General features: G+C 64.0%; 16 protein-coding genes and 2 tRNA genes. 6 read left to right on the forward strand and 12 right to left on the reverse strand.

The window, feature by feature from the left end:
• Positions 1-35: 35 nt before the first annotated feature.
• The 4 genes from DOM33_RS02735 to DOM33_RS02750 all read right to left on the reverse strand — a co-directional run bounded on the left by DOM33_RS02735 (position 36) and on the right by DOM33_RS02750 (position 2,829).
• Positions 36-112, reverse strand: a tRNA-Val gene (locus DOM33_RS02735).
• A 25-nt stretch (positions 113-137) separates the two neighbouring features.
• A tRNA-Val gene (locus DOM33_RS02740) sits at positions 138-214 on the reverse strand.
• 326 nt (positions 215-540) lie between these two features.
• Positions 541-2,049 (reverse strand): glycerol kinase GlpK, encoded by a 1,509-nt coding sequence (gene glpK / locus DOM33_RS02745; RefSeq protein WP_110665598.1) that lies wholly within the window; start codon positions 2,047-2,049, stop codon positions 541-543.
• A gap of 51 nt (positions 2,050-2,100) precedes the next feature.
• Positions 2,101-2,829 (reverse strand): MIP/aquaporin family protein, encoded by a 729-nt coding sequence (locus DOM33_RS02750; protein ID WP_110665600.1) that lies wholly within the window; start codon positions 2,827-2,829, stop codon positions 2,101-2,103.
• Between the two features lie 342 nt (positions 2,830-3,171).
• Between DOM33_RS02750 and DOM33_RS02755 the strand changes: the two genes are divergently transcribed.
• From DOM33_RS02755 to DOM33_RS02765, 3 genes are all read left to right on the forward strand, one after another.
• The gene (locus DOM33_RS02755) at positions 3,172-3,993 is read left to right on the forward strand and encodes a DeoR/GlpR family transcriptional regulator (RefSeq protein ID WP_110665601.1); all 822 of its coding nucleotides are present in this window, start codon (positions 3,172-3,174) and stop codon (positions 3,991-3,993) included.
• Positions 3,994-4,141: 148 nt separating this feature from the next.
• The gene (glpD, locus tag DOM33_RS02760; RefSeq protein ID WP_204352590.1) at positions 4,142-5,668 is read left to right on the forward strand and encodes a glycerol-3-phosphate dehydrogenase; all 1,527 of its coding nucleotides are present in this window, start codon (positions 4,142-4,144) and stop codon (positions 5,666-5,668) included.
• 110 nt (positions 5,669-5,778) lie between these two features.
• The gene (locus DOM33_RS02765; RefSeq protein ID WP_110665605.1) at positions 5,779-6,873 is read left to right on the forward strand and encodes an endonuclease/exonuclease/phosphatase family protein; all 1,095 of its coding nucleotides are present in this window, start codon (positions 5,779-5,781) and stop codon (positions 6,871-6,873) included.
• 88 nt (positions 6,874-6,961) lie between these two features.
• On the opposite strand, the gene DOM33_RS02770 is transcribed toward DOM33_RS02765, so the two are convergent.
• Entirely contained in the window at positions 6,962-8,341 is a 1,380-nt protein-coding gene (locus DOM33_RS02770; RefSeq protein WP_110665607.1) for a class II fumarate hydratase, read from the reverse strand.
• Positions 8,342-8,504: 163 nt separating this feature from the next.
• Positions 8,505-9,632, reverse strand: a complete 1,128-nt coding sequence (locus DOM33_RS02775; RefSeq protein ID WP_110665609.1) for a zinc-dependent alcohol dehydrogenase family protein — start codon at positions 9,630-9,632, stop codon at positions 8,505-8,507.
• A 325-nt stretch (positions 9,633-9,957) separates the two neighbouring features.
• Here DOM33_RS02775 and DOM33_RS02780 point away from each other — a divergent pair, with 325 nt between their 5' ends.
• Positions 9,958-11,064: a phosphotransferase gene (locus tag DOM33_RS02780; RefSeq protein WP_110665611.1), complete on the forward strand. Its 1,107-nt coding sequence runs from the start codon at positions 9,958-9,960 to the stop codon at positions 11,062-11,064.
• A 60-nt stretch (positions 11,065-11,124) separates the two neighbouring features.
• Complete coding sequence (locus tag DOM33_RS02785; RefSeq protein ID WP_110665613.1) at positions 11,125-11,544, forward strand: secondary thiamine-phosphate synthase enzyme YjbQ; 420 nt, start codon at positions 11,125-11,127, stop codon at positions 11,542-11,544.
• 83 nt (positions 11,545-11,627) lie between these two features.
• On the opposite strand, the gene DOM33_RS02790 is transcribed toward DOM33_RS02785, so the two are convergent.
• The 6 genes from DOM33_RS02790 to DOM33_RS02815 all read right to left on the reverse strand — a co-directional run bounded on the left by DOM33_RS02790 (position 11,628) and on the right by DOM33_RS02815 (position 20,298).
• Positions 11,628-13,412, reverse strand: a complete 1,785-nt coding sequence (locus DOM33_RS02790; protein ID WP_110665615.1) for an IlvD/Edd family dehydratase — start codon at positions 13,410-13,412, stop codon at positions 11,628-11,630.
• A 16-nt stretch (positions 13,413-13,428) separates the two neighbouring features.
• Positions 13,429-14,829 (reverse strand): GntP family permease, encoded by a 1,401-nt coding sequence (locus tag DOM33_RS02795; protein WP_110665617.1) that lies wholly within the window; start codon positions 14,827-14,829, stop codon positions 13,429-13,431.
• 228 nt (positions 14,830-15,057) lie between these two features.
• Positions 15,058-16,062 (reverse strand): L-arabinose ABC transporter permease AraH, encoded by a 1,005-nt coding sequence (gene araH / locus DOM33_RS02800; RefSeq protein WP_110665619.1) that lies wholly within the window; start codon positions 16,060-16,062, stop codon positions 15,058-15,060.
• Between the two features lie 115 nt (positions 16,063-16,177).
• Positions 16,178-17,677, reverse strand: coding sequence for an L-arabinose ABC transporter ATP-binding protein AraG (gene araG / locus DOM33_RS02805; RefSeq protein ID WP_110667456.1), 1,500 nt, complete (start codon positions 17,675-17,677; stop codon positions 16,178-16,180).
• 66 nt (positions 17,678-17,743) lie between these two features.
• Complete coding sequence (locus DOM33_RS02810; protein ID WP_110665620.1) at positions 17,744-18,733, reverse strand: arabinose ABC transporter substrate-binding protein; 990 nt, start codon at positions 18,731-18,733, stop codon at positions 17,744-17,746.
• Between the two features lie 350 nt (positions 18,734-19,083).
• On the reverse strand, positions 19,084-20,298 hold the full coding sequence (locus DOM33_RS02815) for an aldose epimerase family protein (protein ID WP_239495240.1): 1,215 nt from the start codon (positions 20,296-20,298) through the stop codon (positions 19,084-19,086).
• Positions 20,299-20,440: 142 nt separating this feature from the next.
• Here DOM33_RS02815 and DOM33_RS02820 point away from each other — a divergent pair, with 142 nt between their 5' ends.
• Positions 20,441-21,412 (forward strand): LysR substrate-binding domain-containing protein, encoded by a 972-nt coding sequence (locus tag DOM33_RS02820; RefSeq protein WP_110665622.1) that lies wholly within the window; start codon positions 20,441-20,443, stop codon positions 21,410-21,412.
• The last annotated feature ends 7 nt before the right edge of the window (positions 21,413-21,419 follow it).

Here is a 21,419-nt window from a genome sequence, read left to right on the forward strand (position 1 = left end):
AAAAAACCCCGAGCGGCAACTCGAGGTTTCGAATCTGGTAGGACCGAGCGGATTTGAACCGCTGACCTCCACGATGTCAACGTGGCGCTCTAACCAACTGAGCTACGGTCCTGAAGCGATGTCATGACGGCCAGACTTGGTAGGACCGAGCGGATTTGAACCGCTGACCTCCACGATGTCAACGTGGCGCTCTAACCAACTGAGCTACGGTCCTATACCTGGCTGTCGTCTTTTGGCGATCTCGCCGTGACAACGGATGCGAATTTTACCGACCCCGGCGGGGAATGCAACCCCCAAAATAAAAAATTTGCGAATAACTTTCCGCATAGTCAACGGCTTAGCTTGGAAGTCCTTCGGCGCGTCGTCGCCCGCGATCGAGCCCGTACGAATCAATCGCACGGGCTTGAACGGTCGAGTGACGCCCTTCGCCACATCGACATTCGTGATCGCCGTCAGAACCGGCCGCCCTCTTCGGGCAAGCGGCTGTGAGAGTGGATCTCGCCTCATCGACAGCCCGCTCGCCACGGCCGTTGGCGCCGTTCAGGAGTCCACTCGAAATCCCATGGTCGCTTCCACCGCCTGCCGCCATCCAGCGTAGAGGGTTTCCCGCTGCTGCTCGCCCATTCGAGGTTCGAAACGCCGCTCAATCGCCCAGCGCTCGGCAATCTCTTCCCGCGATGCCCAGAAACCAACGGCGAGTCCGGCAAGATAGGCCGCGCCGAGCGCGGTGGTCTCGTTCACCTGGCAGCGCAGCACGTCGACGCCCAGAATGTCCGCCTGGAACTGGGCGAGAAAGTTGTTGGAAATCGCCCCGCCGTCGGTGCGGAGTTCCGTCAGTGCGATGTTCGCATCAGCCTGCATCGCCTTCAGCACGTCCGCGCTCTGATAGGCCATGGACTCCACTGCGGCGCGAATGAAGTGCTCCTTGGAGGTGCCGCGCGTCAGGCCGAACATCGCCCCGCGCACATTGGAGTTCCAATAAGGTGCGCCCAGACCGGTGAACGCCGGCACCATATAGACGCCGTCATTGCTGCCCGCGCGCTCGGCATAGGCCTCGGAGTCGGACGCCCGGCCCAGCATCCGCAGCCCGTCGCGGAGCCACTGGATCACGGAGCCGGCGACGAAGACGCTGCCTTCCAGCGCGTACTCCAGCGTGCCGTCGACTTCCCAGGCGACGGTCGTGAGCAGCCCGTTGTCGGAAGGCGTCGCCTCGGTACCGGTATTCATCAGCGTGAAGCAGCCGGTGCCGTAGGTATTCTTGGCCATGCCCGGCTCGAAGCAAGCCTGGCCGAACAGCGCCGCGTTCTGGTCGCCGGCCATGCCGGCAATCGGCACTTCGTGACCGAACAGGTATTTCGGCATCACCTGCCCATAGACTTCGCTATTGGACTTCACCTCGGGCAGCATGCTCTCGGGCACGCCGAACAGCGCCAGCAGCTCGGGGTCCCACCGGCGTTCGCGAATGTTGTAGAGCATCGTCCGCGAGGCGTTGCTGACGTCGGTGACGTGTACCTTGCCGCCGGTCAGGTTCCACACCAGCCAGCTGTCGATGGTGCCGAACAGTAGATCCCCTCTCTCCGCCTTCTCCTTGACGCCTTCGACGTTGTCGAAGATCCACTTAAGCTTGGTTGCCGAGAAGTAGGCATCGATCACCAGCCCTGTCTTGTCGCGGATCAGATCGGCGTGGCCGGCCTCCCGCAGCGCGTCGCAGATCTCAGCGGAGTGACGGGACTGCCAGACGATGGCGTTGCACACCGCATGCCCGGTGTTCCTGTCCCATACCACCGTCGTTTCACGCTGATTCGTGATACCGATCGAGGCGATGTCGGCGACGTCGACCTCGGAGTTGTTGATCACTTCGGCGAGCGTCGTCAGCACGCTGGTCATGATTTCGCGGGGGTTGTGCTCGACCCAGCCCGGCCGCGGGAAGATCTGCTCGAACTCGCGCTGTGCGATGCCGGCCACGTGACCGTGATGATCGAACAGCATCGAGCGTGAGCTGGTCGTTCCTTGATCGATCGCGAGAATGTATTTCTTCTGTTGGCTCATGAGCAAAGACTCCTCGATTGGCGTGAGCGGAAGATGCGCGATGGTGATCGCTCAATAGACCTGCGCGGCTAGCGCGGCAAGAAGGCTGCCGATGATGGGCCCGATCACCGGGACCAGCGCGTAGCTCCAGTTGCTGTCGCCCTTGTGCCGGATCGGCAACAGCGCGTGGGCGACACGGGGCCCCAGATCCCGCGCCGGGTTGATGGCGTAGCCGGTGGGGCCGCCCAGAGAGGCGCCGATCGACACCACGAGCAGCGCCACGGCGAGCGGTCCGAGCCCGCTCGGGGTATGCCCGAACATGATGATCACGAAGATCAGCACGAACGTACCGACGATTTCGGTCACGAGATTCCAGCCGTGAGATTTGACCGTCGGAGCGGTCGAGAACGTGGCAAGGATGGCGCCGACGTCCCCGGTCTCGTCGTACTGCTTCTTGTATGCCAGGTAGCAGATGATCGCCCCCAGAAACGCGCCGACGAACTCGGCGAAAAGGTAGGCAAGGGTCGTTGCGACAGTGATCGGGATGCCATCGGCGTACTGTGTCGCGGGGCCGACGAGTAACGCAATAGTCACGGCCGGGTTGATGTGCCCTCCGGTATCGTACGCGACGTAAACGGCGGCAAAGACCGCAAGCCCCCAGCCAAAGAAGATGACGATGCCGTCGCTGCCGTGACCGTTGGTCTTGCTGAGCAACACGTTGGCGACGACGCCACAGCCCAACAGTGTCAGGAAAGCCGTCCCGACGATTTCATGAACCAGAATGGTTTCGATAATGCCCATCACCACCTCGAAATGCGGATGTTCCGAACGCTACTCACTGAGCATGTCGTATTTCGAGCATCCTATCTTCGCAATCGAAAAAATCGATAGCTCTCGTCTTCGGTGGCGCAATAAACTTTTATCTTACTGATTTAAAAGATTTTTTAAAACGTTAAACCTTAGTCTTACACTTGAAAAAAGGCGTCGGAACGGCGCTCGTATCGACCCTAGAGGCCAAAGATCGTTCTGGACCGAACGTACCTTCCTGGAAAGTGAAAACGGCTCACAGACGGCTGTTGCCGAACTCGAGGGAGGCGGATAATCTGACCGTCCATCGAGCAACCGTATGACGACGGGCAGTCAATGACGCAGCAGGAACGCCACGAGGCCATTGTCGAGATGGTCAAACGCCATGGTTACGCCTCTATCGAGCAGCTGGCCAAGACGTTCGAGGTCACCCCGCAGACGGTGCGACGCGACCTCAATCTGCTCGCCGACAACGGGGTCCTGAAGCGTGTACATGGCGGTGCCGGCATCGAGTCCAGTACCGTCAACACTGCCTATCACACCCGCAAGACGTTGAACCTCGACGCCAAGCGTCGCATCGCCGAGTTGCTTGCCGACAGGATTCCCGACTCCTCGTCGCTGTTCATCAACATCGGTACCAGCAACGAGTTCATTGCCGAGGCGCTGTGCCAGCATCGCGGGCTCGAGGTCATCACCAACAATCTCAACGTCGCTGCCATTCTTCAGCACAAGACCGACTTCAACGTCATCGTCGCCGGCGGCCAGGTTCGCTCTCGCGACGGCGGCATCATTGGCGAGGCGACGATCGATTTCATCAATCAGTTCAAGGTCGACTTCGGCATCATCGGTATCAGCGGCATCGACCGCGACGGCTCACTGCTGGAATTCGACTACCAGGAAGTCCGCGTCGCGCAGGCGATCATCCAGAATTCCCGGCAGGTCTTTCTCGCTGCGGATCATTCGAAGTTTCATCGCAATGCCGTGGTGCGCCAGGGTAACCTGGCCCAGCTCGACGCCTTCTTTACCGACAGACAGCCCCCTGACCCCTTGGTGCAACTGATGCGAGAGCACGGGGTGGCACTTCACGTCGCCAACCCGGACGCGGCAAGCGTCGATGCGCTCACCGATGCGGAAGACGCCGCCCGTCCTGCAGACTAAAAACGCCCCCTCAGCGCCGGTCCACACTCAAGGGCTCTGATCGCGGTACCGCGCCGCCCCGTGTTTTCGCATTGATGTTCGGAACCGATTACACTATGTTCGTTTTCGAACGCAGGTGACCAACAGGCAGATGACCGGGAGCGACCTCATGAGCGCCGATGTAGAGCAGCAGCGTTACGACCTCGTCGTGGTAGGCGGCGGTATCAACGGTACGGGCATCGCCAACGACGCCGCCGGGCGGGGGCTGTCGGTTCTGCTCTGCGAGCAGGCCGACCTTGCCAGCGCTACCTCCTCGTCGAGCAGCAAGCTGATACACGGCGGCCTGCGCTATCTCGAGCATCGTGAGTTCCGCCTCGTTCGCGAGGCGCTGCGTGAACGTGAAGTCATGCTGCGAAAGGCGCCGCACATCGTCTGGCCGCTTCGCTTCATCCTGCCGCATCAACCCCACCTTCGCCCGGGCTGGATGATTCGAACGGGGCTTTTCATCTACGACCATCTGAGCCGCCGCGACAGCCTGCCCAATGCCAAGCGGCTCAAGTTCGATGGCAACGGCCCGCTGGTGCCCGAAATTCAGCGCGGTTACGAATACTCGGACTGCTGGGTGGACGATGCGCGGCTCGTCGTGCTGAACGCGCTGCAGGCTCAGGAAAAAGGGGCCGACGTTCGTGTGCGCACCCGCTGCATCGACGCCAGGGAGATCGACGGCGAGTGGGAAGTGACGCTGGAGAACCGACTCACGGGAGGGCGAGACACCGTGCGCGCCAAGGCACTGGTCAACGCCAGTGGCCCCTGGGTCGAGTCGTTCGTCAAGGGCAATGCCCAGCGCGAGTCTCGCTACGGCATTCGCATGATTCAGGGCAGTCACCTGATCGTCTCGCGGCTCAATGACGACGAGCGCGCCTACATCCTGCAGAACCGGGATGGCCGCATCGTCTTCGTGCTCCCCTACCAGCAACACTACAGCCTCATCGGCACCACGGACCGGCGCTACGAAGGCGACCCCTCGCAGGTAGGCATCAGCGAGGAAGAGACGGACTATCTACTGGACGTGCTCAACTCGCATTTCGTCAAGAAGCTCGGGCGTGACGACGTCATCGCGACCTACTCAGGAGTGCGCCCGCTCTGCGATGACGAGTCCGAGAGCCCATCGGCCATGACGCGCGACTACACGCTCGATCTCGACCGCCACGGCGCACCGATGCTTTCGATCTTCGGCGGCAAGATCACCACCTACCGCAAGCTCGCGGAGGCGGCGATGCAAAAGCTCGAGCCACTTTTCGAGACGCTCGGCGCCCCGTGGACGGCGGATGCGATCTTGCCGGGTGGCGATATCGACAGCCGCGCGGCGTTCGCGGAGCGCCTCGCGCGGGAGTATCCCTTCCTGACGACCGATCAGCGCGAACGCTTCGCCTCGAGCTACGGCACACTTTGTCTGCGGTTCCTCGAGGGCCGCGAGAGCCAGGCCGCTCTCGGCTATCCCTTCGGCGCGGGGCTGACGCAGGTAGAGGTCGACTACCTGATCAAGCGTGAATGGGCCCGCACGAGCGACGACATCCTGCTTCGGCGTACCAAGCTCGGCCTGCTGTTCGACGCCCCTCAGCGGCAAGCGCTCGACTCCTACCTCGAAGGGCATCCACACCTGGCCGGCCACGCCTTGAACAGCGCGGCGGTCTAGCGCCGTCGATGCCACTGCCCAGCCCTCGACGGGGAAATCACTACCCCCCATCGAGGGCTCTGCTACCCTAGCGGGATGCACCCCTCCATTCCTCCTCGAGGTGTTTTCCCTTGCTTCAAACGCTAACAACCCTGCTCGGCTGCCTCGTACTGCTCATTACCCTGCTGCCCTACCTCAAGATTCGCCACTACGTGATCCGCAGCCTCGATTTTCCGCTGCTTCAGATCGCAACGCTTGCCACCCTCTTCGCCATCGTTCAGCTCGCCTTCAGCCCCGAGACGTGGTGGCAATGGGGCGGCGTCGGCGCCAGTCTGATCGCCGCTGCCATTCAATGGGCACGGATCTATCCCTGGACGCCGCTGGCGCGCTCGCAGGTCATTCGTACCCAGCGCCACGAGTCACGCACCGAGCAGAACAGCGAACAGACATTCACCCTGCTCGTTTCCAACGTGCTCACGCCCAATCGCCAGTCCGACAAACTGATTGCCCACGTGAAGCACCACCAGCCAGACATGCTGCTGACGCTGGAGTCGGATCAGTGGTGGGGAGACCAGCTCGACGCTGCCATCAGCGAGGCCATGCCGGAAGCCGTGCGAATTCCGCTCGACAATCTCTACGGCATGCACCTCTATTCCCGGCTGCCGCTCGAAGAGACGGAGGTAAAATGGCTGATCCAAGACGACATCCCTTCGATCCACACCTGGGTCAAGCTCGATAGCGGTAACCGCATCCGCTTTCACGCGCTGCATCCGCGTCCGCCAGCGCCCTCCGAAAGCGAGGAATCGCTCTGGCGCGACGCCGAACTGCTGCTGGTAGGTAAGGAAATCGCCGATACCAGCCGCCCGACCATCGTTGCGGGGGATCTCAACGACGTCGCCTGGTCACGCACCACCAAGCTCTTCTGTCGGATCAGTGGCATGCTCGATCTGCGTCGCGGTCGAGGCATGTACAGCACCTTTCACGCCAAATATCCCTTGCTGCGATGGCCGCTGGATCACGTCTTCGTCTCGACGCACTTTTCGCTGGTGTCGATGGAGCGGCTGAGCGAAATTGGCTCGGACCACTTCCCGATACTGGTGACGCTGAGCTACACGCCGACTTACGCCGACGAGAACGAACCCGAAAGCGCCGATGCCGAAGAGAAAGAAGACGCGCGGGAAACCATCCAGGAAGCCGAGGACCGTCACGGCGAAGATCCGGTATAGCACTCGGGTAACCACGCCATCGAAAACGCCACCCCCAGGGGTGGCGTTTTTCGTTTGCCGGCCGGCATCGGGGCGACTGCACGATGGCTCACTCGGGAATGCCGCCCTCCGTCAGCTTGGCGGGATCCAGCAACCGCTCGAGCTCTTCGCGCGACAGGTCGGTTTCCTCCTCGGCCACGTCGAGAATCGGACGCCCGGCCTGATAGGCCTTCTTGGCCACGCCCGCAGCGGCGTTGTAGCCGATGACGGAGTTGAGCGCGGTCACCAGGATCGGATTCTTGGAAAGCGGCGTCTCGATGTTGTCGCGGCGCACGTTGAAGGTCGCGATGGCACGGTCCGCCAGAAGATGGCTCACGTTGGTGAGCAGCCGGATCGAACCCAGCAGGTTGTGAGCGATCAGTGGCAGCATCACGTTGAGCTGAAAGTTACCGCTCTGCCCGCCCACGGTGATCGCCGTGTCGTTGCCGATCACCTGAGCGGCCACCTGTGCCGCGGATTCCGGAATCACCGGGTTCACCTTCCCCGGCATGATCGAGCTGCCCGGCTGCAAGGCCTCGAGTTCGATCTCACCGAGCCCGCCCAGCGGCCCGGAGTTCATCCAGCGCAGATCGTTGGCGATCTTCATGACCGCGCAGGCGTACGTCTTGAGATGCCCCGAGAGTTCGACCGCCGCGTCCTGGGAAGCGAGACTGGCGAAGAAACTGTCATTCGGCTGAAAGTCGAGAGCGGTTTCCTCGGCGAGCTTTCCCGCCACCTTCGCGGCGAAATCCGGATGCGCGTTGACGCCGGTCCCGACCGCCGTGCCGCCCAGTGCCAGACGGGTGATGCGCTTGAGCCCGTCCTGCAGGCGCTCGGCGGCCTGACCCACCTGGTTCGACCAGCCGCCGAGCTCCTGACTCATGCGAACCGGCATCGCGTCCATCAGATGCGTGCGCCCGGTCTTGACCACGTCGTCCAGGCTCTTGGCCTTGTCATCGATACTTGACTTGAGATGCGTCAGCGCCGGCAGCAGCCGTGCCTGAACCTCGATGGCAGCGGCGAGATGCACGGCCGTCGGGATGACGTCGTTGCTCGACTGGCCCATGTTGACGTGATCGTTGGGGCCGACCTCGAGATCGTCGCGGCTGGCGAGATGCGAGATGACCTCGTTGACGTTCATGTTGGTCGACGTGCCGGAGCCGGTCTGAAAGACATCGACGGGGAACTGATCGCCATGACGCCCCGCGATGATCTCGTCGGCGGCGGCGACGATCGCGCTGGCGCGCGCCTCATCGAGAAGCCCAAGCTCGTGATTCACCTGCGCCGCTGCCCGCTTGATGCGCGCCACGGCCGCGATGAACTCGGCCGGCAGCGGCTGGCCGCTCACGGGGAAATTATTCACGGCGCGCTGAGTCTGCGCGCCATAGAGCGCATCCTGGGGTACTTCGAGCTCCCCCATGCTGTCGCGTTCGACGCGTGTCTGGGTCATGACCTTCTCCTTTACGATACGGATGCTTGACCGACCAGCGGCACGCCTGCCGGCGGCCGGGACGTTACAAGGCTAGCAGCCGATCGCCACCATAGCGCCGATTCCGCATGCCGCGCTTGAGCATGGCGCGACTGAGCATAGCGCGGCATCCCTGCCGGCAACGTCAGTCGAATTCGATGATCTGCCGGATGGCGTCCCCCTTCGCCAGACGCTCGAAGCCGTGGTTGATCTCGTCGAGCCGCAGCCGGTGCGTCAGCAGCCGGTCCACCGGCAGGCGCCCCGAGCGGTAGAGTGCGATGTACTCCGGCACATCCAGCGACGGCACGTGGCCGCCCAGGTACGAGCCCTTCAACGTGCGCTCCTCCGCGACCATGCGGGTCGGGCTGATGGCAAACCGCACGTCCGGGTGGGGCAATCCGGAGGTCACCGTCGTGCCGCCGCGGGCGGTGCACTCATAGGCGAACTCGAGCGCCTGGGAGACGCCGGCGAACTCTGCCGCGATATCAACGCCGCCGCCACTGATCTCGCGAACCTGCTCGATGGCGTTCGGAGCGCCGGGATCGACCACGTGGGTCGCCCCCAGCGCTTTGGCCGTCTCGCGCTTGTCGGCGGCGATGTCCGCCGCGATCACCTGGCGCGCCCCGCCGCCGAGCGCGCCCATCACCGCCGCCAGACCGACCCCGCCGAGCCCGACGACGAGTACGGAGTGCCCCAGCCGCAGTCCCGCGGTGTGGACCACCGCGCCGACGCCGGTGAGGACCGCACAGCCGAACAGCGCCGCGATATGGAACGGCAGGTCCGCCTCGATTCGAGTCAGCGACCGCCGCGATGCCACGGCATACTCGGCGAATCCCGACACGCCGATATGGTGATAGACCGGCTGACCGTCACGATGCAGGCGCATACCGCCACCCAACAGGTGTCCGGCGGTGTTAGCGACCTGTCCCGGTGCGCACAGCGCCGCCCGACCCGCGAGGCACGAAGCGCAGCCGCCGCAGCTCGGGGCGAACGAGAAGACCACGTGATCGCCCGGCGCGAGATCGGTGACGTCATCGCCGACCTCGACCACCTCGCCGGCCGCCTCGTGCCCCAGCACCATCGGCAACGGCCGCGGGCGATCGCCGTTGATGGTCGACAGATCCGAATGGCAAAGCCCGGCGGCACGAATCCTGACCAGCACTTCGCCGGCGCCGGGCGGGTCGAGTTCGACCTCCTCGACGGAAAGCGGCAGAGAATCGCTGTACGGTCGCGGGCGCTGCATCTCATGAATCACGGCGGCACGGATTTTCATGGCTTCTCCAAAAGACAGGTAGGCGCTGGCATTGTGGCAACCACGCGCTAGCCTAAGCGCAATTGCGCCGGGGGTGACCGAGACTTTGGTCGCCCGCCGGCCACTTCTCAGCGGCAGCGCAGCACTCGTTGCCGATGCCGACCAGCTGACGGCGCCCCGCTCGCTTGGCCTCTCCGGCAAACCCCGTTACGCTGCTTCCATCGTCAGGAAGACGTCTGTCGCAGTATCGCTCCTCGCGCTGTCACCACTCATCGATCGAGTCACGACGGACCCGATGGACTTGTCGTCAGCGACACGTACGTCGCCCGGATAGCCAGCAAAACGCATGAACGATCACCACAACGCCCCAAGCCAAGCCTTGCCGCCGGCACGCCTCACACGTCTGGCGCCCGCCGAGAGTGAATGGCATGCCCACACGATACGCGAGCTCCCCTCGAACGGCGCCGGCGTCGACTACGTTCGTCACCACGCCTTGACCAGCCGCCAAACCGACACGAGCTGGAACGTCGTCGAGAAATCCTTGCGCAAACCGCTTCTGTACCGCAGTCGCGAAGCCCGTTTCTACCGCCACTACGCCATGCTCACGACGTGTCGCCGGATCGCCTACCCGGCCCTTCTCGGCGTGACGGAAACGCCTCGACGCTCATCCATCTATTCGGAGTACATCGCTGGCAAGCGGCCGGTGAGAGAGAAACTGCTGCACGATGCCGCGGGTGGAATCGCGGAGCTGGAAGCCGTATCGGCGCGCTACATCGCCGCCGGCACCGCGAGTGCCCGTCTCGATTTCTGGCTGATGGATTTCTTTCGCTGGCCCTACCTGCGGCACACGCGCCTCAATTTTCAGCGCTTTCTGGTCAATCTGGAGATACCCGAGATCGCCAGCGAAACCCGCGAGCGTCTGCTGCCACCCCTCAAGGCGCTCGGCCCCCGGCTGAAGGCGCGCCTGCGTGCGGCGAAAGAGACGCCGCGCTGCGTCTGTCACCTCGACTATGCCGCCAAAAACATGCTCGTCGATGGCGACCGCCTCTATCTGCTCGACTGGAGCGAGGTCAAGATCGGACGCATCGGCTTCGACGGTGCGGATCTGCTCGCCAAGCTCTTCGTGCATACGCCGCTGTCCCGCTTCGATGACGTACGCCGACGGTTCGAGCAGGATTACGACCAGGCACTTGCCGAGGACTATGGCGCGCACCACCTCGTCGCCACTGCCGCCTTCAATCGCCAGACGCTATTCACCCTGCTCTCGCTGTGGCGCTGCCTTCAGCAACAGACGATTCGTACGCACGTCGAGGCAGGCACGCTAGACGTACTCGTCGCCAGGCTCGACTATCTACTGGATGCCTGTACTCGGGGGGCGTCCGCCGTCGAAAACGATTCGGCGACGGAGACGCAGTCATCGGCGCCGATCGCCGTCACCGCCCTGTCGAAGTGAATCATCCCGCTCTCCCTCTCGCGCGCCTTTCTCTATCCTCGCAATCCAGGAGTCATCAGCATGTGGCATCGTACCCAGTTCAGTCTCGAGTCCCGCCGTCAGGGCTTTCATCTCGTGACCGACGAGATTCTCGCGGCACTGCCCGAACTCCAGCGAGTTCAGACAGGCCTGCTGCATCTCCAGCTCATGCATACCTCGGCTTCGCTGACGCTCAACGAGAACGCCGACCCCGACGTGCGCCACGACATGACGCTCTTCGCCGACAAGCTCGCCCCGGCCAACGTCGCCGGCATGCAACACACGCTGGAAGGTCCCGACGATATGCCCGCCCACGTGCTGGCGAGCCTCTTCGGTACCGAACTGACGCTGGCGGTGGAGAGAGGCCGACTGCTGACCGGTACCTGGCAGGGAATCTGGCTCGGCGAGCATCGCCGCCACGGCGGCGCGCGCAAAGTCGTCGCGACACTCACGGGCGAGTGACGCGACGAGCGAGCCTCTGGCGGGCGCGATGGGCCGCGGCGATGGGCCGCATCGATAGCGACCTGCGCCCCTGACCCCCTAGATCAGTGGGAGTGTCGGGGCACCTCCGCCCCGCGACAGCCGCGGAGAAAGTCGAAGTCGCACCCCTCATCGGCCTGCAGCACGCGTTCGATGTAGAGCTGACGATAGCCGCCGGTACTGGCGATCCTGGCCGACGCCGCCGTCGGGTCCGCCTGCTCGAGCCGCCGTGCGATCTCCTCGGCAGCCACCTCCAGCTCCAGCGAGCCGGTATCGCAGTCCAGCGAGATATAATCACCGTTCTGTACGGCGGCCAACGGGCCGCCCGCCGCGGCTTCCGGGGCCACGTGCAACACCACCGTGCCGTAAGCGGTGCCGCTCATGCGCGCGTCGGAAATGCGCACCATGTCGGTGATGCCCTGCTCGAGGATCTTCGGCGGCAGCCCCATGTTGCCCACCTCCGCCATGCCGTGATAGCCACGCGGCCCGCAGTGCTTCATCACCAGAATGTCGTCGGGTAGGACGTCGAGCTCGGGATCGTTGATCCGCGCCTTGTAGTCGTCGAGATTCTCGAACACCACCGCGCGGCCGCGATGCTTCATCAGTTCGGCGCTCGCCGCCGAGGGCTTGAGCACCGCGCCGTTGGGCGCGAGATTGCCCCGCAGCACGCACATGCCGCCGTCCTCGCGCAGGGGATCCTCAAGCGGGCGGATCACGTCGGCGTTGTAGAGCGGCGCATCCTGGACGTTCTCCCATAGCGTATGACCGTTGACGGTCAGCGCGTTCGGATGCGGCAGCCGGTCCGCTTCGCCGAGCCGACGCAGCACCGCGGGCAGCCCGCCGGCGTAATAGAACTCCTCCATCAGATAGCGCCCGGAGGGCTGCAGGTCGACGATGGTGGGGGTTCCCCGACCCACTCGCGTCCAGTCGTCGAGGCTGAGATCGACGCCGATTCGTCCGGCGATCGCCTTGAGATGAATGACCGCGTTGGTCGAGCCACCGATCGCGGCGTTGGTACGAATCGCGTTCTCGAACGCCTCTTGGGTCAGAATCTTCGAAAGCTTGAGATCCTCGTTGACCATCTCGACGATGCGGTTGCCGGAGAGATGCGCCAGTACGTAACGTCGCGCGTCCACCGCCGGAATCGCTGCGTTGTGGGGGAGCGAGACGCCGAGCGACTCCGCCATGCAGGCCATGGTCGAGGCGGTGCCCATGGTGTTGCAGGTCCCGGCGGAGCGGGACATGCCCGCTTCGGCGGCCATGAAGTCGTGCATCGATATCTTGCCCGCCTTGACCTGCTCCGAGAGCTGCCAGACGACGGTACCCGAGCCGATGTCCTTGCCCTGGTGCTTGCCGTTGAGCATCGGTCCGCCGGTGACGACGATCGCCGGTACGTCGCAGCTCGCCGCGCCCATCAGCAGCGCCGGAGTCGTCTTGTCACAGCCGGTGAGCAACACCACCCCGTCGATAGGGTTGCCGCGGATCGCCTCTTCGACGTCCATGCTGGCCAGGTTACGGGTGAACATCGCCGTCGGGCGCAGATTGGACTCACCGTTGGAGAAGACCGGGAACTCCACCGGGAAACCGCCCGCCTCCAGAACGCCTTTCTTGACGTGCTCGGCGAGCTTGCGGAAGTGCGCATTGCACGGGGTGAGTTCCGACCAGGTATTGCAGATGCCGATGATCGGCTTGCCCGCGAACTCATGGTCCGGAATGCCCTGGTTCTTCATCCAGCTGCGGTACATGAAACCGTTCTTGTCGGCGCGGCCGAACCACTCGGCGGAACGCAGTTTAACGCCCTGGCTCGCCGCATCTTTCGCGTCCGGGTTATAGGACGATGAATCGCTCATGAAACTTCTCCTCGAATCACAGTAGCGTGAACAACAGCCAGGCAAGCCCGAATGCCATCAGTGAGATACCTGTCGAGACCACCGTCCATGTCTTGAGCATGGTTTGGGTATCGACGCCCAGAAACCGTCCTACCAGCCAGAACCCTGAATCGTTGACGTGGGAGTAGCCGATGGCCCCGGCCACGATCGCGACCGTCACGCAGGCCGCCGGCAGCCCCGAGAGCGACGGCTCCGCCAGTACTACCGGCGCCATGATCCCCGCCGCCGTGGTCCCCGCGACCGTCGCCGAGCCCTGTGCGACCCGGATCACCGCCGCGATCACGTAACCGGCGACAATCACCGGCAGCCCGAATGCTTGCAGGCTCTCCGCGAGCGCGTCGCCGATGCCGCTGGCGGTGAGTACGCCGCCGAACATGCCACCGGCCCCGGTGATCAGAATGATGCTGCAGACCGGTGCCAGCGCCTGCTCGACGACCTCGTTGATCGATGCCATGGCGCCGCCCCCGCCGCCACGGATCACCAGCAGCCACATCGCCACGCAGGTGCTGATGAGCATGGCGATGGGCGTTTCGCCGATCAGCGTGAGTGCCTGCACCAAGGCGTTGTCCCCCTGAATGGCGCCACCTTCGACCAGCGTCGAGAGCCCGGTGTTGAGAAAGATCAGCGCCAGCGGCAGCAGTAGCACCAGCAGCACCGTCTTGAAGCTCGGACGGCGCGCCGGTTCCACCTCGTCGTCTTCACCGCCCATCAGACTCGGCACCGGCTGGAACGGCGTTCGGTTGGCGAGCAGCAGCGACAGCCGATAGCCCATCAGGTACCAGGTCGGCAGCCCCACGATGAGTGCCACGAACAGCACCTTACCGATGTCCGCCTCCAGAAAGACCGCGGCGGCGACCGGTCCAGGATGCGGCGGCATCAGCGCGTGCATCACCAGAAACGCCCCGGCTGCCGGCAGCCCGTAGAGCAGCAGCGATGCCTTGAGCTCCCGCGCCACTGAGTAGATCACCGGCAGCATCACCACGAAGGCGGCATCCAGAAAGATCGGGAAGCCGAACAGCAGACAGGCGATGGAGAGTCCGAGAGGCGCCTTCTCGCGCCCGAAGGCGCGGATCAGCGTATCCGCCAGCACGCGAGCGCCGCCGGATACCGCCACCAGCCGCCCGAGCACGGCGCCGAAACCGATCAGCAGTGCCACGTTACCCAGCGTGGTGCCGAAACCGTCGAGCAGCACCGGCAGCAGGTCGGCAACGGCGATGCCCGTCGCCAGCGCGGTGGCGATACTCACGATGACCAGCGCGAAGAACGGATGCAGTTTGATCTTGATGATCAGGACGAGAAGGACGGCAATGGCGAGCCCGGCGATCCCCATCAGCATGAGGGTGGGCAGAGCCGACGCCGTCGGTACCGTGTCTTGCATGGCGGTCTCCTCGGCAGTGACGCTGCCGGTTACGATCGGTGGAAGTACCTCGCCACGTTATCCAGCCGACTCGATAACCGATAATGCCCACTCACGCAGACATTCATATCCAAACGCATATTAATGAGCGCGGTAGCGGATGAGCCGGGGCGGTCACACTTGCGCCCCGCCCTTTCACCACGACAAAAGTCGAAGACGATTTAGACCATCGTCGCGTGGTTCGTTGGCTCAGCCGCCGGCGCGTCGGCTCTGCTTCCAGCGGTCGAACATCACCGCCAGCAGCAGGATCGCCCCGCGAACCAGGTACTGATAGAACGTGGGGACGTTGAGCAATCCCATCGCGTTCTGCACACAGCCCATGATCAGTACCCCGACCAGAACGCCGGTGATCGAGGCGACCCCGCCGGCGAGCGAGACGCCGCCGAGTACGCAGGCGGAAATCACCGCAAGCTCGAGCCCCTGAGAGGTATTGGGATCGCCCAGTCCCATACGCGAGGTGAGCAGTACCCCGGCGATGCCGGCCACCAGCCCCTGTAGCGCAAAGACCGTGATCTTGAGTCGGCGCACGTTGACCCCGGCGAGACTCGCTGCCTCGGCGTTACCGCCGGTGGCCAGCGTGTTGCGGCCGAACGCGGTCAGATTGAGCACCACGCCGAATACCAGGAAACAGCCGATCATGGTCCAGACCGGTAGCGTCAGGCCGAGAAAACTGGCGCTGCCCAGGTCGAAAAAGCCCGGCACGGTGATCATCACCGCGTCGCCGCCGGAGGTGATGTAGGCGAGTCCGCGAACGAACTCCATCGCCGCCAGCGTGGCGATCAGCGAGTTGATTCCGAAGCGTGCGACCACGAAACCGTTGAACGCGCCGACGGCGGCGCCGGCCGCGATCCCCACGGCGACGCCGATGAGCACGCTGCCGCTGGTCGAGGTCACCGTCGCGGCAACGACCCCGGCGAACGCGACGATGGAGGCTACGGAGAGATCCACCTCGCCCAGCGCCAGCACCATCATCATGGTGGTGGCAATGGTGCCGATCAGCGTGATCGACAGCAGCAGCCCGACGATATTGCGGCCGGTCAGGAAGTCCGGCACCAGCACCGACAGGCCGATGAACAGCAGAATGAATACCGCGATGAGCCCCGAGGTATCGAGCAGCGCTCGCAGCGGTTTCGGCAACCCCCGACGCCCTTCGGGAGCGGCGGCGCCGGCGGATGCGACTTTGTCACTGGACATGACGACGGTTCCTTTCAATCAGTTCGGTAAGCGGACGATCGGTTCGATGAGCCGGCGCGCGGTCGGATGAGCGTGCACTCGGCCCGGTAAGCGGGGTGGCGTTGACGATGCCCCGTCATGCGGGAAGCGCGAGGCCGAGTAGACGCTCCGGTGTCGCCTCGTCGCGCGGCACGACATCGATGAGCTCGCCATCACGCATTACGCCAATGCGATCGCAGATCGAACTCACCTCCGCCAGATCGCTCGAGATGACCAGCACGCTCTTGCCCTGCTCGGCGAGGTCGTAGAGCAGCGAATAGATGTCCCGCCGCGCGCCGACGTCGATACCGCGGGTCGGCTCGTCCATGACGAACAGCTCGATCCGCTCGGCGAGCCAGCGCGACAGGATCACCTTCTGCTGATTGCCCCCCGACAGGTTGGCGATCGGCGTCTTCGGTCCCGGCGTCTTGATGCTCAGCCGGCGGATGTAGTCGCGGGTGTTCTCGGTCTCGCGCTTGGCGTTGCGAAAGATCCCCCAGCGGCGGAAGAATCGGCGACAGCTGACGTTGAGATTGTCGGAGACGCTCGCCACCGGAAAGATGCCCTGTGACTTGCGGTCCTCCGGACACATGGCGATGCCCGCGCGAATCGCCTCGCCCGCCGTCGAAAAACGCCGTGGCTGCCCGTCGAAGATCACGCGCCCACCGCTGGCCCGTTCGGCGCCGCAGACCAGGCGCATCAGTTCGCTACGCCCGGCGCCCACGAGGCCGAAAAGCCCCAGCACCTCGCCGCGATGAATCTCGAGACTGACGGGGGCACTGACGCCTCGCCCCTCGATCCCCTCGAGGCGCATCAGCACGTCGCCTCGCTGGCGCGAGCGGTAGCCGTAGACGTCGGCGATGTCTCGCCCCACCATCTCGCTGACGATCAGATCGTTGTCGACACCGTCGAGGGTGTCGTGGGTGCGAATGTGGCGACCGTCGCGGAACACCGTCACCGCATCGCACATGTCGAACACCTCCTCCATGCGATGGGTGACGTAGAGCACCACCCGGCCTTCGTCGCGAAGACGCGAGACGATCCGCTTGAGATGTCGGATCTCCTGCACCGACAGCGAACTGGTGGGCTCGTCGAAGGCGATGATCCGGGCGTCTCGCAGCAGTGCCCGGCCGATCTCGATCATCTGCTGCTGGCCGATGGAGAGCTCGCGTACCTTGGTCGAGGGATGAATGCTCCCTTCGCCCAGTTCTTCGAGAATCGCCATCGCCCGCTCGCGCATCTGCCGACGGTCGATGAAGCCGCCGCGGGCCGGCAGCTGGCCCAGCAGCAGGTTTTCCGCCACCGAGAGATTGGGCGACAGCGTGAGTTCCTGATAGATGATCGCCACGCCCCTCGCCAACGCCTCCCGCGCGTTGGCGAAGACCACCGCTTCGTCGTCGATCCAGAGCTGGCCCGCGGTAACGCGATTGACCCCGCTCAAAACCTTGAGCAGCGTCGACTTGCCGGCGCCGTTCTCCCCCATCAGTGCGTGAACCTCTCCGCCACGCGCGGAAAAGCTCACCCCGTCGAGGGCCTTGACCCCGGGAAACTCGACGGTGATGCCGTCAACGCGCAGGCTCGCTTGCGCTCGTGCCATCATGGCTCTCCGCTCGGTTGATGACGCTCGACTCGGTTAATGCCGCTCCGCTCGGTTGGCGTGGGATCACAGCCCAAGCTCGTCACGCACCTGCTGCCAGTTGTCGCGGGTCATCAGTTCGCCGGTGGTCTCGGTGTTGGCCGGCGGCATGTCGTCTTCGGTGATCCAGGTGTAGAGATTCTCCGCGCTCTGGCGCCCATGCATGGTCGAACTCACCGCCACGGTGCCGTAGAAGCCGGTCTGGCTCTGGCGCTGGAACTCCGCGAAGGCCGCGCCCGAGCCGTTGATGCCCACCCCGATGACGTCCTCCGGTGCCAGACCGTACTGCTCGCTGGCGCGTACCCCGCCGAGCACGCTCTCTTCGTTGAGGGCATAGATCACCCAGTGCTCGTAGTCGGCATTTTTCGAGAACACCGGTGAGGCGGCGGCGAATCCACTGCTGGTGTCGGTGTTCTGCTGCGGCGCATCGAAGATGTGACTTTCATCGAAGCCCGACTCGACCAGCGCATCGGTGGCACCGTCGGTGCGTTCCTTGGCGGTCGGCAACTCGTTGTTGCTGAGTCGCAGCGCCGCGACGCTATCCATGTCCCAACCGCGCGCTTCCATCTCGGCGGCGATCGCGTCACCCACCTGCCGACCGATCTTGTAGCCCGACATGCCCAGGTGCGGCACGTCCGCCATCGGCTCGCCGTTGGCGCCGACGAACTGATCGTCGACGGTGACTACCTTCATGCCGTACTGCTTGGCACGATTCATGATGGCCGGCCCCAAACGAACGTCCGGCGGGCAGATCACGAAACCGTCGGCGCCCTGGGAGTTGAGGTTGTCGATGGCGCTGAGCACTTGCTGGCCATCTTCTCCGGCCAGTCGCACCACCTCGAAGCCCTCTTCCTGACCGAGCTTCGTCGCCGCGTCCTGCTCGTTGATGAACCAGGCTTGCTCGGGTTTCTTGACGATGAAGCCGATCTTGACGTCGTCCTGAGAGTGGGCCCCGCCGATTCCGAGACCCACGGAGATGCTCAAAGCGAGTAGCGAACGTTGGAAGGCACGGTTCATGGTTGTCCTCCGCCCTGTCGGGCTCGATTGTTATGGACGGCAGAGACTGCCGGTGCTTCTGCCTTGGGTACGCTGCGACGATAAGAGCGAGGTCAATAACCGCCTAATATTCAAACCGCCGTTCGCCGATACCGTTTTGTATATCGCTCTTCGCGAGCCCAGGTATTCAGCCCCGCGCCAGCCGGCAGGCGGCGTTCTCCGACAGACCAAAGTCGCCCTCGACTTTGGTCAGGCGTGATCCCGGCGCACAAAAAAACCGCCCGGGCGGGCGGTCCTTGGCGGCACGAATGATCGCACCGCGCCTGGGTCGGGCGCCCGTCACACCTTGGGGTACCACGGGCGAGCCAGGATCAGGGCAGATTGTCCTCGGTCGAGAAGCGATAGACCGTCTGGCTGTGGTAGGTCTCGTCGGGTTCGACACGCGTCGAGGGGAAATTCGACTGATTGGGAGAGTTGGGAAAGTGCTGGGTCTCCAGCGCCAATCCCGAACGGAGAACGTAGGGTTGGCCGCTCTTGCCGACCAGCGTGCCGTCGAGGAAGTTGCCCGAGTAGAACTGCAGGCCCGGCTCGGTGGTTTCCACTTCCAGAACGCGACCGCTGTTGGGTTCGACCACCCGCGCCGCTCGCGTCAGCGTTTGTGGCGCCGCGGCATTCTTGATGAGCACGAAATTGTGATCGTAGCCCTTGCCGTAGGCGAGCTGGGTATCGCGCTGCCCCAGCCGTGACCCGATCGTCGTCGGCGTCTGGAAGTCGAACGGCGTCCCCGCGACCGGTGCGATCTCGCCGGTGGGAATCAGCGTCTCGTCGACCGGCGTGTAGGCACTGGCGTTGATGGTGAGCTGATGATCGAGAATGCTCGGGTTGCCTTCGCCGGCGAGGTTGAAATAGCTGTGCTGAGTGAGGTTCACCGGCGTTGTCTTGCTGGTCCGCGCGCGGTAGTCGATCACCAGCGCATCGTCATCGGTGAGCGTGTAGGTGACGCGGGTGGCGAGCTCACCGGGAAATCCCTGCTCGCCGTCGGGGCTGGTGTAGGTCATTACCACCCCGCGGCCATCGGAGCTCGAGAAGGGCTGGGCGTTCCAGAGTTTCTGATTGAAGCCTTCGTTGCCGCCGTGGAGCGTGTTCGGGCCGTCGTTGGTGGGCAGCTGGTAGGTCTGGCCGTCGACGGCGAATCGACCGTCGGCGATACGATTGCCGTAGCGGCCGATCAGGGCACCAAAGTAGGGGTTGGCTTGACGATAGGTGGGTGAGAGATAATCGCCGAGCGAGTCGAACCCGAGAACGATATCGTCCATGCGGCCGTAACGATCCGGCGTCTCCAACGACAGGATGATCCCGCCGTAATTGATCACCCGCATCTCGATGCCGTTGGCATTGGTGATCGTGTAGCACTCGACGCTGCGACCATCCGGCAGTGTACCGAACCCGGACTGCTCGATGCCCGCCGGCAGCATCGAAGACATGCCCCCGCTGCCACCGCCCGTTGCAGCAACGGCCGAACCGGCGGCAATCGTCGCCAGTGACAGTCCGACCCCCATCGACCAAGAAAAAGCGAGATGTTTCATGGAAGACCCCTCGACGTTTGACACGGTGAAGCCGCGGCGAATGCCGGCTTCGGAATTTTCAAACTAGCCGCTGCTCGGTGAGTTGGCTACGCCGGAAAGCCGTTTCCACACTGAACCAAAGTCGAACCGTCGAGGTAACGTCATGCGCTCTCGCTCCAACCATCTCCTGGCCCCCGACTGGTTCCTCAACGTCCGGCTCAAGTTCCGACACCTGCAGCTGTTCGTGGCGCTGGACGAGTGCCGCAACCTGCACCGGGCCGCCGAGCGCCTGGGTATGAGTCAGCCGGCGGCATCGAAGCTGCTGGGCGATCTCGAAGCGCTGCTCGGGGTGACGCTGTTCGAGCGTCACTCCCGCGGCGTCACGCCCAACTGGTACGGCGAGAGCCTGATCCGGCACGCTCACGCCATGCTCACCTCGCTGACCCAGGCCAGCGACGAGATCAACGCGCTCAGGGAGGGCAACGCGGGCACCGTTTCCATCGGCACGGTGATGGCGCCGGCGGTGACGCTGCTGGCGACGGCAGTCGAGCGGGTGCACCGCGAAGCGCCCCACCTGCAGGTCAACATCGACGTCGACGTCAGCCGCCAGCTGGTGCCGCGCCTGCGAGCCGGCGCCTACGACTTCGCCATCGCCCGCATCCCCGCCGACATGCCGGCGAGCGATTTCGTCTTCGAGGAGATCGGCGAGGAAGCCCTGTGTGCGGTGTGCCGCGCCGACCATCCGCTGGCGGACACGCCGATCAACGATCCTCGAGCGCTGAGTCCATACCCGTGGGTGCTGCAGCCCACCGGCTCGCTGATGCGCCAGCGCGTCGAGCACCTTTTCTTGCACTTCGACTCACCGCCACCGGCGCGAATCATCAACACGCCGGACATCTACATGGCCTTGGCGATGGTCGACAAGTCCGATGCGATCACCGTGACGACGCGCGAGGTCGCGGAGCTGCTCTGCCGCCAGCCCCGCTTTGCGATTCTCGCCCTGCCGGAAGCGCTCAGCGTCCAGCCTTACGGACTGATCAGCCTTCGCGAGCGTCGCATGTCGCCGGGAGCGGCGAGACTGATGAGCACGCTGCACCGAATGGTGCGCGAGAGCCAGGCCTCGCCCGCGGTCTGATCCCGGA

This window comes from Salinicola halophilus, assembly GCF_003206155.1.
GTDB classification, from domain to species: domain Bacteria; phylum Pseudomonadota; class Gammaproteobacteria; order Pseudomonadales; family Halomonadaceae; genus Salinicola; species Salinicola halophilus.